This is a genomic window from Peribacillus sp. B-H-3 (genome assembly GCF_048572925.1).
In the GTDB taxonomy this organism is placed as follows: domain Bacteria; phylum Bacillota; class Bacilli; order Bacillales; family DSM-1321; genus Peribacillus.
Map to the genome: position 1 here is coordinate 1,553,406 of NZ_CP183879.1, position 13,244 is coordinate 1,566,649.

Annotated in this window: 12 protein-coding genes; 9 read left to right on the forward strand and 3 right to left on the reverse strand. The window is 40.8% G+C overall.

Annotated features, from left to right (window positions below; genetic code table 11):
* Nucleotides 1–220 precede the first annotated feature (220 nt).
* The 3 genes from fabF to ACN6MY_RS07665 all read left to right on the forward strand — a co-directional run bounded on the left by fabF (nt 221) and on the right by ACN6MY_RS07665 (nt 3,544).
* Nucleotides 221–1,459 carry a beta-ketoacyl-ACP synthase II gene (fabF, locus tag ACN6MY_RS07655; RefSeq protein ID WP_419883428.1) on the forward strand — a complete coding sequence of 413 codons (1,239 nt, stop codon included), beginning with the start codon at nt 221–223 and terminating at the stop codon, nt 1,457–1,459.
* A gap of 451 nt (nt 1,460–1,910) precedes the next feature.
* Entirely contained in the window at nt 1,911–2,681 is a 771-nt protein-coding gene (locus ACN6MY_RS07660; RefSeq protein ID WP_419883429.1) for a DUF2268 domain-containing protein, read from the forward strand.
* A 107-nt stretch (nt 2,682–2,788) separates the two neighbouring features.
* Nucleotides 2,789–3,544 (forward strand): YjbA family protein, encoded by a 756-nt coding sequence (locus tag ACN6MY_RS07665; RefSeq protein ID WP_419883430.1) that lies wholly within the window; start codon nt 2,789–2,791, stop codon nt 3,542–3,544.
* Between the two features lie 79 nt (nt 3,545–3,623).
* Here ACN6MY_RS07665 and trpS read toward each other — a convergent pair whose 3' ends face one another.
* Both trpS and ACN6MY_RS07675 read right to left on the reverse strand, forming a co-directional pair.
* Nucleotides 3,624–4,613, reverse strand: a complete 990-nt coding sequence (gene trpS, locus ACN6MY_RS07670; protein ID WP_419883431.1) for a tryptophan--tRNA ligase — start codon at nt 4,611–4,613, stop codon at nt 3,624–3,626.
* A gap of 141 nt (nt 4,614–4,754) precedes the next feature.
* Entirely contained in the window at nt 4,755–5,102 is a 348-nt protein-coding gene (locus ACN6MY_RS07675) for a DUF3899 domain-containing protein (RefSeq protein ID WP_419883432.1), read from the reverse strand.
* A 377-nt stretch (nt 5,103–5,479) separates the two neighbouring features.
* On the opposite strand from ACN6MY_RS07675, the gene ACN6MY_RS07680 reads away from it, so the two are divergent.
* The 6 genes from ACN6MY_RS07680 (at nt 5,480) to ACN6MY_RS07705 (ending at nt 12,728) form a co-directional block, all read left to right on the forward strand.
* Nucleotides 5,480–7,174, forward strand: a complete 1,695-nt coding sequence (locus ACN6MY_RS07680) for a peptide ABC transporter substrate-binding protein (protein WP_419883433.1) — start codon at nt 5,480–5,482, stop codon at nt 7,172–7,174.
* 141 nt (nt 7,175–7,315) lie between these two features.
* On the forward strand, nt 7,316–8,245 hold the full coding sequence (gene opp3b, locus ACN6MY_RS07685; protein WP_419883434.1) for an oligopeptide ABC transporter permease: 930 nt from the start codon (nt 7,316–7,318) through the stop codon (nt 8,243–8,245).
* A complete protein-coding gene (opp3C, locus tag ACN6MY_RS07690) occupies nt 8,245–9,273 on the forward strand; it encodes an oligopeptide ABC transporter permease (protein WP_419883435.1) in 1,029 nt (342 codons plus the stop codon). Before opp3b ends, opp3C begins: the two co-directional genes overlap by 1 nt.
* A gap of 17 nt (nt 9,274–9,290) precedes the next feature.
* Nucleotides 9,291–10,334, forward strand: coding sequence for an ABC transporter ATP-binding protein (locus tag ACN6MY_RS07695; protein ID WP_419883436.1), 1,044 nt, complete (start codon nt 9,291–9,293; stop codon nt 10,332–10,334).
* The gene (locus ACN6MY_RS07700; protein ID WP_419883437.1) at nt 10,334–11,275 is read left to right on the forward strand and encodes an ABC transporter ATP-binding protein; all 942 of its coding nucleotides are present in this window, start codon (nt 10,334–10,336) and stop codon (nt 11,273–11,275) included. Before ACN6MY_RS07695 ends, ACN6MY_RS07700 begins: the two co-directional genes overlap by 1 nt.
* Nucleotides 11,276–11,537: 262 nt before the next feature.
* Nucleotides 11,538–12,728 (forward strand): putative glycoside hydrolase, encoded by a 1,191-nt coding sequence (locus ACN6MY_RS07705; RefSeq protein ID WP_419884104.1) that lies wholly within the window; start codon nt 11,538–11,540, stop codon nt 12,726–12,728.
* A 183-nt stretch (nt 12,729–12,911) separates the two neighbouring features.
* Here the strand turns inward: ACN6MY_RS07705 and ACN6MY_RS07710 are convergent, their stop codons facing one another.
* Complete coding sequence (locus ACN6MY_RS07710; protein WP_419883438.1) at nt 12,912–13,100, reverse strand: hypothetical protein; 189 nt, start codon at nt 13,098–13,100, stop codon at nt 12,912–12,914.
* Nucleotides 13,101–13,244: the final 144 nt, after the last annotated feature.

Sequence of the window (13,244 nt, forward strand, 5' to 3'; positions counted from 1 at the left end):
ATCAGCAGGCAGGTATCCCCCCCTATTAGGGGTGGCTGGGCGCTATGCTGAATTTCCCTTGAAGGGATCTTACTGTAAGTAATGTAATGAAACATATAAGATTCTAATTTTTACGCGGCAAACCGGATAAAGAGATTCAGGTTAGCTTGATGCAGCAGGCATATTCGACTGGCATACATTATCCGGGGCGGGCGCTTTATTATGAAAGGAGCAAGTTTTTATGAATAATCGTCGAGTGGTTGTCACGGGAATAGGTGCAGTAACACCTTTAGGAAATGATGCAGAAACTACATGGGCTAATATTGTGGATGGCAAAACGGGCATTGGCCCCCTGACACGATTAAATGCAGATGAATATCCTTCAAAAGTTGCAGCTGAAGTGAAGGACTTTGATATCGAGCAATATGTAGATAGAAAAGAAGCAAGAAAAATGGATCGCTTCACACACTATGCTATTGCGGCTTCCGTGATGGCTGTAAAGGATTCCAGTCTGGAAATCACAGATCAAAATGCCCCGCGTGTGGGTGTATGGATCGGTTCTGGAATCGGTGGTATGGAAACCTTTGAAAATCAGTTTGAAAATTTTCAAAAAAGAGGCTATAAACGTGTCAGCCCCTTCTTTGTTCCAATGATTATTCCTGATATGGCTGCAGGCCAGGTTTCTATTTTGCTTGGAGCAAAAGGAATGAATTCCTGTACTGTAACGGCTTGTGCAACTGGAACAAACTCAATTGGCGACGCTTTTAAGGTCATTCAGCGCGGAGATGCCGATGTAATGATCAGCGGAGGAGCAGAAGCACCTATAACAAAAATGTCTGTAGCAGGCTTCTGCTCAAATACTGCTCTTTCAACAAATCCGGATCCCCAAACAGCAAGCCGTCCATTCGACTTAAACAGAGATGGATTTGTTATCGGTGAAGGAGCAGGCATAGTTGTACTGGAAGAATTGGAGCATGCCTTGAGCCGCGGAGCCAAAATTTATGGCGAAGTGGTTGGCTACGGATCCACTGGAGATGCTTATCATATTACAGCTCCTGCTCCAGGCGGGGAAGGCGGCGCCCGTGCGATGAAAATGGCACTAAATGACGCTGGCATGAACCCTACTGACATTGATTATATCAATGCCCACGGTACAAGTACTGCATATAACGACAAGTATGAAACTATGGCGGTTAAAGAAGTATTTGGAAGCCATGCATATGACCTTGCTATAAGCTCTACCAAATCCATGACAGGCCACCTGCTTGGTGCTGCCGGAGGAGTAGAAGCCATTTTCTCTCTTCAAGCAATCAGAGACAGCATTCTTCCTCCGACAATCAATTTGGAGACAGCAGATCCAGAATGTGATCTGGATTATGTAGCAAACTCCGCTAGAAAAGCAGAGCTGAAAGCAGTAATGAGCAACTCATTAGGATTTGGAGGCCATAATGCAACACTGGTCTTCAAAAAGTACGAATAAACATAGCACATGCTCCTTTGTCAGGGAAACATAGAAAATGATTTTATCTTTCCAAAGCTTTTTTGGAACGTCTTATTTTCTGCTTAACGCAGGACGTGAAAAAAGGACCGAACTATAAAACGCAGTGTAATAATGCCTGAGACCTGTTTTTTTAAAGACAGGTCTTCAGGCATTTTTTAATGTGTTCTGTGAGGCGATTCCATTGTTAAGTCACGTTGATTGGAGTGTAAGGTGCGAGACTCCGCGGAATAGGTGAGACCGCAGGCGCAGCCGAAGGAGGTTCACCGCCCGCCCCGCGGAAAGCGGGCATCCTGTAACGGAAATCAGCCACCTTGTTCCATAGAAGCAAAGTTTATGAAAATAGCCTTTTTTTAAAAAAATTATTTAGTAATCCTTGCTCATTTTTTCAGGATGTTCATACGATACTGTATATGAAAATGAGGTGAGCTGTATGGGGATAGAAAACACAAACGAATGGCTGAGGGATGATTTTTTTAACCCGTCAGCAATTTGCGATCATTTCAAAGAACTCTTTATGGAACAAGATGCTAAAAAACTTTATCAATATCTTAAGAGCTACGGAATGTATTCACCTGGGCAAAAGTCCAAAAGAGATGCGGAGTCTCTGATGGATAATGATATCTGGGCAAAGGGAAAAAAAATCTTCAATAAATACAAAAAAAATTGGAACGGGCCTGATGTGCCTATTTATATTTTTCCCTTAAAACAGCCGGGATTTTTAGAAAGATCCATTGAAAATAAATCCGGTCTGGCATTTCCTGATAAAATGCTGTTATTTATCCATGCAGGAATAAAGGATAAAGAGCTAGAAGCGTTATTTATACACGAATATCATCATGTTTGCCGTCTTAACAAAATGGCCGGCCGTGAAGAAGAGCCAAACTTGCTTGATTCCATGATTATGGAAGGTCTTGCTGAGAATGCGGTGGCACACCATTTAGGAAAAGAATATTTGGCGGGCTGGACAGCGGTTCACAGCGAAGAAAAGCTGGAAGAATACTGGATCAGGTATGTTGAAAAACATATTTACGTAAAAAGACATGAAAAACTCCATGATTCCATTTTGCTCGGCCAAGGAAGATACCCTTCAATGCTTGGGTATTGCATGGGATACCATTTAGTGAAAAAGCAAAGCAAAATACCTTTCATGCAATCTTTCAGTATTTCTGCGGAAAAATTTCTGAATAATAAAGAGCTGTAAGCCTATACTCCGCCTATTAATAATTTGGGAAGATCAAATGGAATAATTTCTCTTTAGGATGCCTATACTGATGGACAAACAGATTATTGTAAGCGAGGGATGAATTCATGCTATATCTTCATGATGTTTGGGTTAATTGGTTTGAAGGAGAAGAAAATGGCTATAACATCTGCCATTTTCATGAATGGAGAAAAGATGATGGAATCGAGTTGCTTGATCAAGTTCCATTATTAAAAATTTCGGCAGCTTTGTTTAATTACATAGAAAATGATTTGGCGGAATTGCCGAAAACACTGCTTAATGATGTTTTCCAAAAAGCCTTCACTAGAAAAAACCATGAGAGAATCCAGATGGATTACTGTTTTGTCATTACAGATGGAACAGGCATACTTGCAGTGGATACAATTGGCTACCATATACCAATCAGGAAAAGCAGATTGATTCCGCGGCAGGAGCAAATTGTTTATGACATGATAGAAAACCACAGCGAATTAGATTACACATTCGGCGATTCACAAACATCAGCCAAGGAATATCATATATTATCTCCATCGCCACAGTTCATGAATGGGCTTACGAGGAAGGAAAGGCAGCTGAAACAGCTGCTGTTTATGGCATTGGACCAGCTTTTGACGGCAAAAAACACGGCTGAAATCCGTTATTGGTATACTGAATGGGCACCTGAGAAATATGCATTTATACAAGAAATGAACTTTGATCATGCCTGGCTGGGACTTTATGAAGAAATGAAGGATGGCTGGACAGATAAGCATTTAAACATATGCGAAAATCTTGTGAAGGGGCAGCCCTTTTTCGAGAAGCTATGGGAAATGGAAGTAGGAGACAGTCCGTCGATGCTTTAAATACATGAAAAAAGGGAGCAGCCTTATTAGAGGCTGTTCCCTTCCTTTTTATCTGCAGTTCAGACAGAAAACATACATTTTACCTTCTTTTTCTGCCCAGTCCCATTCCGTTCAGCATCTTTTTCATCATTCGATTTGCCTCGATATTTGCTTTTTCAGCACCTCTGTCAAGGATATCATCGAGCTCGGATGACTCAAGCAGCTCATAAAATCTTTCCTGGATAGGCTTTATTTCATTTAAAACGACTTCGGCAAGGCCGCTTTTGAAATCGCCATATCCTTTTCCTTCATACATACTCTCAATTTCACCGATTGTTTTATGGCTAAAAATAGAGTAGATGGATAGAAGGTTGGAAACACCCGGTTTGTTTTCTTTATCATATTTAACAATGCCTTCAGAATCGGTGACCGCGCTCTTGATTTTCTTCTCAATCTGTTTAGGGTCATCAAGCAATGTAATGGTAGCTTTCTTATTAGGGTCGGATTTGCTCATTTTCTTAAGCGGTTCCTGCAGGGACATAATCCGCGCCCCCACTTTTGGCAGGCTGATTTCAGGAATCTTAAGAATATCGCTGTACTTCTTATTGAACCGCTCTGCCAGATCTCTTGTCAGCTCGATATGCTGCTTTTGATCATCGCCAACAGGAACAATATCTGTATTATATAAAAGAATATCTGCGGCCATCAGAGGCGGATAAGTAAGCAGGCCGGAAGATACGCCTTCCTTGCCATGTGATTTATCCTTAAACTGTGTCATCCGCTCAAGCTCTCCTATATAAGAGATGCATTGCAGGAGCCATCCTGCCTGAGTATGCGCAGGCACTTCGGATTGGATAAAGATTGTGTTCTTTTCGGGATCAAGGCCAATTGCCAGATATAGGGCGGCAAGTTTCCTTGTGTTCTCCCTTAATTCAAGGCGGTCCTGAGGGACGGTGATGGCATGCTCGTCCACTATGCAAAAGTAGCAATCATATTCATTCTGTAATTCCACAAATTGCTTCAAGGCTCCTATATAATTGCCAAGCGTTACGGAACCTGTAGGCTGAATGCCTGAAAATATTCTCTTCAACTGCTAGTCACTCCTCTTAGAAACATCCGATGATTCTAATCAAGCATCGGGTTTATCTTTCATTTTAGTTGTATTTAGCTGCATTATCCAGTGATTTTTATGGAACACCCATTATATCAGGATAGACAAAAAAATGCAGAATCATAAGTAGTATATATATAGTGAAATCATCATGATTACGAGCAGCATCAATCCTGACAAAAGTGCAGGGCGCAAATCCATTGACACGATGCCTGATAGCCGCGGAATATCTTCCATTTCATCACCGCTTTCATACTTTGCCCTGAAGATCCTGCGAAAGCTATATGAAATACCGTCAAAAAAGCCCTTCTGTGTGACAAAGCCCAATATACCCATGAATAAAACGGCCCCGCCCACATAAAAAGACATATTAATAAAGTAAAGCAAAGATAAATCGCGATATACCGCAAAAATGAGCAGCAGTGTTAAAAGTAGCAAAATAAAAAAGAATGTCGCTGTTTTTTTCAAAATGGCTGACCCTCGCTCCAGTATTTTTTTCCTATCATTATATCAGAGAACAAAGAACGATAAAAAGAATAAAAATTATTCGAAAATAGAAATATACGTGTACAAACCAAAGGAAAAGACACATTGGAGTAAAATATGATAAATATAAAGACCTATTTCACTTTAGCGCTCTTACTCGTTAAAGGGTAATAATGTTAAAATATATAGAAGATTTTAGGAAATCAACCTGTAAAATAGCTATTTTTTAAAATATTATTACATTTTAATTAACTTTTTTAAAAAAGCTTATGTACAAAAATTTAAAAAATTGTATAATAATCTTTGTAAGAATTTTTAAAAAGAGGGGTGTCACGAATTCGAAAAAGTCAAAATTTTCTTTGCTTTTAGTTCTTACACTTGTATTTAGTTTGATTCTTGCTGCATGCAGCGGTAAAGACGATAATAATTCAAGTGATAAGGGCAAAGACAAAGGTGATGGCAAGGCAACAAGCTCGAAGTTAGCTTCTAAACAGGAAGCAAAGATTTTAGAGTCTTCTGAAATTCCAACTATGGATACTGCTCTTGCAGAAGGATCTACAAGCTTTACTTACATCAACAACGTAGGCGAAGGTTTATACCGCCTTGACCAAAAAAATAAGCCGGTTCCAGCTCTTTCAGACGGCGAGCCGCAAGTAAATGCTGATAAAACAGAATTTACATTCAAAATCAGAGATGCAAAATGGTCTAATGGAGATCCAATCACTGCACAGGACTTCGTTTTTGCATGGCAGCGTGCAATCGACCCTAAAACAGCTTCACCTTACGGACCATACATGATGGGCGGAAAAATCAAAGGAGCCCAGGAAATCACAGATGCAGCAGCAGCTAAGAAGCCTTACGATGTTAAGAAGCTTGGCGTAGTTGCTAAAGACGACAAAACACTGGTTGTTACTTTCGAACAGCCGATTCCATACTGGGAAGATTTATTCGCATTCCCGACTTTCTATCCTCAACAAGAGAAATTTGTTAAGGAAAAAGGCAAAAACTATGCAAGCAATAAAGATAACCTTCTATACAATGGACCATTTGTAATGACAAAATGGGACGGCCCTTCAGATACTGAGTGGGTACTTGAAAAGAACAAAAATTATTGGGATGCAGACAAAGTGAAGATGACCAAGCTTACATTCAACTCTGTTAAAGATTCTTCTGCAGCAGTCAATGCATTTGAAGCTGGCGAAGTTGATGTTACAGGAAAGCTTTCTTCAGACCTTGTTCCTCAATATGAAGGCGACAGCCGTTTGAACAACAAACTGGAAAAAACAGTTTTCTGGCTTAAGATGAATGAAAATGCAACTTCCGGCTTCAAGAATGAAAACATTCGCCGTGCAGTAGCACAAGCATTCAACAAAGATGATTATGCAGCAAGCATCCTGAATAACGGATCTATCCCTGCAAATGCTCAAATGCCAAAAGAATTCGTAACTGATCCTAATACAGGAAAAGACTGGCGCGAAGTGAACGGCGATTTGCTTAAGTTTGACAAAGATGCAGCAAAAGCTTCATGGGAAAAAGGCTTGAAAGAGCTAGGCAAGAAAAGCCTGACTCTGCGTTTCCTTGGCGATGACACAGAAAGTGCTAAGAAAACAGCTGAGTATTTCAAAAGCCAGCTTGAAACAAATCTTCCTGGTTTAACGATTAAAGTAGAAGCAGTTCCTTTCGCTGTCCGTCTAGAGCGCGACAACAAAATGGATTACGATATTCAAGTTGCAGGATGGGGACCGGATTTCCGCGATCCAATGACATTCTCTGACCTATTCGTTACTGGCGGAGGAAGCAACAGAATGGGATATTCCAACAAAGAATACGACAAGCTGATCACAAAAGCACGTACAGAGCTTGGCGGAAATCCTAATGAATACTACAAAACATTGTTAGAAGCTGAGAAAATCCTTATTGAAAAGGATGCAGCAATTGCACCAATCTATCAGCGTTCAAGCGCTATCCTTCAAGCTGCAAAAGTTAAAGACATTGCAAAGTATGATTACGGTCCGGATTATTGCTACAAATGGACTTATATCACACAAGAATAAGATATTAACAGCATTTTTCGTTTCTAAATAATGATAGTTTAGGAGTTGAAAAGAGAGTATATTCCAAGATATACTCTCTTTTTCCCTGTATGACAATTGTCGAAATATAGGGAAAATTAAAATTAAACAGGAGGTGCGCTTATGATCCGTTATTTATTGACAAGGGTTTTTTACATGATAGCGACACTGTTCATCATTGCGTCCGCAACCTTTTTTCTAATGAAGATCATTCCAGGAACACCATTTGCCAGTGCTGCTAAATTGCCGCCTGCACAGCTGGAAATCATGAAAACACAATATGGGCTTAACGATCCTGTCCCAGTGCAATATGCCAAATATATCGGCCACCTTGCACAGGGGAATTTGGGCACAGCTTTCCAATTTGGTAATACTCCGGTAACTGAATTGCTTTCTAAAAGAATAGGGCCATCTTTCCAGCTTGGAATTCAGGCAATGATTTTCGGTTCAATTGTCGGAATCATTCTTGGTGTATTGGCCGCCATTAAGCAAAATACATGGGTAGATTATTCAACGACCTTCCTGGCTGTTGCCGGAAAAGCGATTCCAAACTTTGTATTTGCAGGATTGCTTCAATATTTTGTAGCGCTAAAACTGGGATGGTTTCCTGTTCTTTTCTGGAAAGGGTTTGAGTATACGATTCTTCCAACAATAGCGCTCAGCATGTTTGTTATTGCCATTGCCGCCCGTTTCATGAGAACAGAAATGATTGAAGTTTTGGGATCGGATTATATTACGCTTGCCAAAGCGAAGGGCGCAAGCTTTTTCGATATTGCGTTCAAGCATGCATTAAGAAATGCGCTCATTCCAGTAGTAACAGTCCTTGGGCCATTAACAGCAGCCCTTATGACTGGTTCTCTTGTAGTTGAGCAGATTTTTGCAATACCAGGCATCGGGGAGCAGTTCGTTAAGTCGATCCAGGTTAATGATTATAATGTCATTATGGGAACAACTTTGCTGTTTGCTGCATTATTCGTTGTAATTATCTTAATTGTGGATATTTTATATGGAGTTATTGATCCTCGCATCAGGCTGTCAGGAGGTAAAAAATAATGGCTATAAAGAAAGAGAAAATTGCACCTGAAAGATTTGCTCCTGCTGTCATTGATTCTTCAGTGAGTGAAAATATCAATAAACCCAGCTTGAACTTTTGGCAGGATGCATGGCTGCGAGTTAAAAAGAATAAAGGGGCGGTCATCAGCCTTTATTTGATGATATTCCTGATCCTTATGGCATTTATCGGCCCTATGATCAGCGGAAGGGATGCTGACGCACAAAACGTCCGCTACCAAAACCTTCCTCCGAAAATTCAAGGCCTTGAAAATATAAGCTGGCTGCCTTTTGATGGTGTAAAAAAGAATCCAGCGGGCGTTGAAATGGATATGTATAAGCTAAAAAATGTAAAAGAATATTATTGGTTTGGTACAGATGTTCTTGGGCGCGATTTGTTCACAAGGATCTGGAAGGGTACTCAAACTTCCTTATATATTGCTTTTCTAGCAGCTTTGATTGATATGATCATAGGTGTTGCATATGGAGCCATTTCTGGCTACTTCGGAGGGAAGCTGGATAATACGATGCAGCGTATTACAGAAATATTATCTGGAGTTCCGACACTGATTGTCGTTATCTTGATGATCCTTGTTCTTGAGCCGGGCATTATTTCAATCACGGTGGCAATGAGCATCACCGGCTGGGTTGGTATGGCACGGGTAGTGCGTGCACAGGTGCTTAAGCTGAAAGAGCAGGAGTTCGTCCTTGCCTCCAGAACATTGGGGAATTCAAATGGAAAAATCATATCGAAGCATTTATTGCCTAACTTATCTGGTGTAATCATTATCAACACAATGTTTACGATTCCGAATGCAATTTTCTTCGAAGCATTTTTAAGCTTCATCGGATTAGGGCTGCAGGCACCAAAGGCTTCTCTTGGTACATTGATAAATGACGGATACAAGGTACTTCGCCTGCATCCTCATGAAATGATCATTCCAGCAATTGTTATCAGTTTAATAATGATTGCATTCAATATGATTGCAGATGGACTCCGAGATGCTTTGGATCCAAAAATGCGTGATTAAGAGAGTGGGGGAAATTCATGGAAAATATTTTGGAAGTTAAAGACTTAAACATATCTTTCCATACTTTCGCTGGTGAGGTACAAGCCATCCGCGGAGTAAACTTCAGTGTTAAAAAGGGTGAAACACTTGCGATTGTCGGCGAGTCCGGATCAGGCAAGTCTGTTACTACAAAAGCAATAATGCGGCTTCTGCCTCAAAACAACTCTGAAATCAAAAAGGGTGAAATTCTTTTTGACGGCAAAGATTTAGCCAAGCTATCTGATAAAAAAATGCAGAAAATCCGCGGTAAAGATATATCGATGATTTTCCAGGATCCTATGACATCTTTAAATCCAACCATTAAAATTGGAAAACAGATAATGGAACCGATCGTCAGACATCAAAAACTTTCGAAGGCGGCTGCAAAGCAGAGAGCAATTGAGCTTCTTAAACTGGTTGGGATTCCAAATGCCGAAGAGCGCTTTCAGCAATATCCTCATCAATTTTCTGGCGGTATGAGGCAGCGTGTGGTCATTGCCATTGCCCTTGCCTGCAATCCAAAGGTTTTAATAGCTGACGAACCAACGACAGCACTTGATGTAACCATTCAAGCGCAGATTCTCGAGCTTATGAAAGACCTGCAAAACAAGATTGACACGTCCATTATTTTCATTACCCATGATTTGGGTGTTGTAGCAAACGTGGCCGACCGTGTAGCTGTAATGTACGGCGGAAAGATTGTTGAAATCGGGACAGTGGATGAGATTTTTTACAACCCGAAGCATCCGTATACATGGGGATTGATCAGTTCCATGCCGAGCCTTGATTCCAAGGATGAAGAGCTGTATGCAATACCTGGAACACCTCCAAACCTGTTGTTCCCTCCTAAAGGAGATGCATTTGCGCCGAGGAACCAGTATGCTATGCAAATTGATTTAGAGGAACAGCCGCCAATGTTCAAGGTTTCTGATACACATTATGCAGCGACATGGCTTTTGCATCCAGATGCCCCTCATGTTGAACCGCCTGAGGCTGTTAAAAAACGCATGTCACAGTTTTCAGCAGAGCAGGAGGGTAAATAATGGAACAGCGTGAAAAATTGGTTGAAGTTAAACATTTAAAGCAATATTTCAATGTAGGAAAACCAAGTATGGTAAAAGCAATTGATGATGTTTCATTTGATATTTACAAAGGCGAGACATTCGGTCTTGTAGGAGAGTCCGGCTGCGGAAAATCAACCACTGGCAGAACGATCATCCGCCTTTATGATGCAACAGACGGAGAAGTCATATTTAATGGAAACAACGTTCACGGAAAAAAATCAAAAGCTCAGTTAAAAGACTTCAACCGCAAAATGCAAATGATATTCCAGGATCCTTATGCATCCTTAAACCCTCGTATGAAGGTATCTGATATTATCGCAGAGGGAATTGATATTCATGGACTAGCCAAGAATTCGAAAGAAAGATCGGAGCGGGTGTACAGCCTCCTTGAAACAGTCGGTCTAAACCGCGAGCATGCAAACCGCTATCCGCATGAATTTTCTGGAGGCCAGCGCCAGAGGATCGGAATTGCAAGAGCCTTGGCTGTTCAGCCTGAATTCATTATTGCGGATGAACCGATTTCCGCGCTGGATGTATCAATCCAGGCTCAGGTGGTCAACCTCCTTAAAAAGCTTCAAATCGAACACGGATTAACATATTTGTTCATAGCACATGACCTTTCGATGGTTAAGTATATTAGCGACCGCATCGGTGTCATGTATTTCGGCAAATTGGTTGAAGTAGCTCCAAGTGAAGATTTATACAGCCATGCCATCCATCCTTATACTCAATCGCTTCTTTCAGCAATTCCGCTTCCAGATCCTGAAAGCGAAAGAAAAAGAAAGCGTATTGTTTATAATTCGAAGGTACACAATTACTCAGAGGGTGAAGAACTGAAAATGAGGGAAATCCGGCCAGGGCATTTTGTATACTGCTCTGAAACAGAATATAAACAGTATAAAGCAATGCACTCTCAATAATGAAAAACGGTCTCCAGAAGAGGCCGTTTTTCATTTGCTGTTTTTTTCTCTTAAGGCCGAATATTGATTTTGACCAATGCTGATTGGGCAGGTTTTAGACTTATTCGGAAAAATAAGCGCCAGAAGTAAAAGAAAAAAAGTGAAATTATGCTTATTTTTGCCAAAATTGTGGTATTAGTTAATAAAGCTCTGTTTTCTTCCGAATGGTGCCATACGGCCTGGAAAGTTTAAAAGAGTAAAAGAGAGGAGGAATTTCATGCGCATGAAGAAAAAAACATTACTTGCAAGCTTATTATTAGCAAGTTCATTGCCGCTCTCTGTATATGCAGACGAGCCTGAAAATAGCGGCAATCTCGGGAAGAACGAGGTGTCTCTTGCTAAGAAAGAACTGCCGGATGCACTGTCGCGTTTTACATACAATTCCGGCCTGGATTTTAAATATCCGGATGCAGTCCGCGGCATTTATGTTACTGGATTTTCGGCGGGGGGATCAAGGTTCAAAAAGCTTGTTGATTTTGTTGATAAATCGGAATTGAATTCAATGGTCATCGATGTGAAAGACGATACAGGAAATATTACATATGAACCGGAAGATCATAATTCGCTGTATGCGAAAATTGGAAAGAATTACATAAGCAATCCCAAGAGCATGCTGAAGGTGCTTGAGAAAAAGAAAATCTATCCGATTGCAAGGGTCGTTGTATTTAAGGATTCTGTGCTTTCAAAAGCAAGGCCTGACTTATCCTATGTGGAAGGAAAGGAACTGTGGAAGAACGGAAGGGGAGAATCTTTTGTTAATCCCTTTTTGAAGGAAGTATGGGATTATAATGTCGGAATCGCCATTGAAGCAGCAAAAATGGGGTTTCAGGAAGTTCAATTCGATTACGTCCGTTTTCCTGAAGGGTTTGAAAAAAGGGATAAGACACTGAAATACAGCATGGGGCCATATAAGAATCTTAAGATGGATAACGCCCATAAAAGGGTGCAAGCGGTTACGGATTTTGTTAAATATGCGAGAGGGAAATTAAAGCCGTATGGAGTTAAGGTTTCTGCAGATATTTTCGGATATACAGCCACACTGCCTGAAGCACCGGGAATAGGACAAAATTTTTCTAAGATAGCAGAAAATGTGGATGTGATTTCCTCGATGGTTTATCCAAGCCATTGGACTTCGTATTTTGGCATTTCCAAACCTGACCTGCAGCCATATCAGCTGCTGAAAAAGTATGGAGAGCTGGAAAACAAAAAATTGGCAGCACTGAAAACTCCGCCTCAATCCAGACCGTGGATACAAGACTTCACTGCTTCTTATCTTGGAGCCGGGAATTATCAAAAATACGGCAAGAAACAGGTGGAAGACCAAATTCGGGCACTTAAAGACAGCGGAATTAAAGAATATCTGCTATGGAATGCGGGCAATACGTATACAGAAAATGTTGATTATACACCATAAAATATGTAAGCTCCGCTAAATGGGCTGATGTTTAGAATGAATAGGCGCAGGGTACTCATACTAATAACAGGGTCCAAAACTGCGCTGGAGGATCATAGAATTGGCCGCTTACGCATAAAAAGCTTGCCGCAGCATAAGAGGCAAGCGCCTGAAATTGCGGGGAAAAAGCATTACCGCTCTGCATCAATGCTTTTTCCTGCCCCCAACGCTCCGCCAGCCGCTTTGTATTCCTTCAGAACGGCTGGATATTTCCGTGCGCTGTTTTCCGCCAAAAAGCTTTTCTCCGATGCTGTTTGTCAAAACTCCATTAAAAGCAGTAATTCCTATTACTAACAGTGAAAAAATCACTAAATCAATAAGATAGCCAGTCATAACCTACCTCCTAAATTTAACTGCTTTACAATGCGGAATCATAATCCCCTTTAATTAACCCAATGGTACCGAATCAAAGATACTATATACCCATTGTATATAATCAGTATTAGGATGAAAAGGGAAAATTTACAACCATGAAAA

Bases quoted from the DNA above. Each gene is read 5' to 3' on its own strand.
- ACN6MY_RS07710 (WP_419883438.1), bottom strand. From the start codon at position 13,100: ATGACTGGCTATCTTATTGATTTAGTGATTTTTTCACTGTTAGTAATA.
- ACN6MY_RS07665 (WP_419883430.1), top strand. From the start codon at position 2,789: ATGCTATATCTTCATGATGTTTGGGTTAATTGGTTTGAAGGAGAAGAA.
- ACN6MY_RS07695 (WP_419883436.1), top strand. From the start codon at position 9,291: ATGGAAAATATTTTGGAAGTTAAAGACTTAAACATATCTTTCCATACT.
- ACN6MY_RS07700 (WP_419883437.1), top strand. From the start codon at position 10,334: ATGGAACAGCGTGAAAAATTGGTTGAAGTTAAACATTTAAAGCAATAT.
- opp3C (WP_419883435.1), top strand. From the start codon at position 8,245: ATGGCTATAAAGAAAGAGAAAATTGCACCTGAAAGATTTGCTCCTGCT.
- opp3b (WP_419883434.1), top strand. From the start codon at position 7,316: ATGATCCGTTATTTATTGACAAGGGTTTTTTACATGATAGCGACACTG.
- fabF (WP_419883428.1), top strand. From the start codon at position 221: ATGAATAATCGTCGAGTGGTTGTCACGGGAATAGGTGCAGTAACACCT.
- ACN6MY_RS07660 (WP_419883429.1), top strand. From the start codon at position 1,911: ATGGGGATAGAAAACACAAACGAATGGCTGAGGGATGATTTTTTTAAC.
- ACN6MY_RS07705 (WP_419884104.1), top strand. From the start codon at position 11,538: ATGAAGAAAAAAACATTACTTGCAAGCTTATTATTAGCAAGTTCATTG.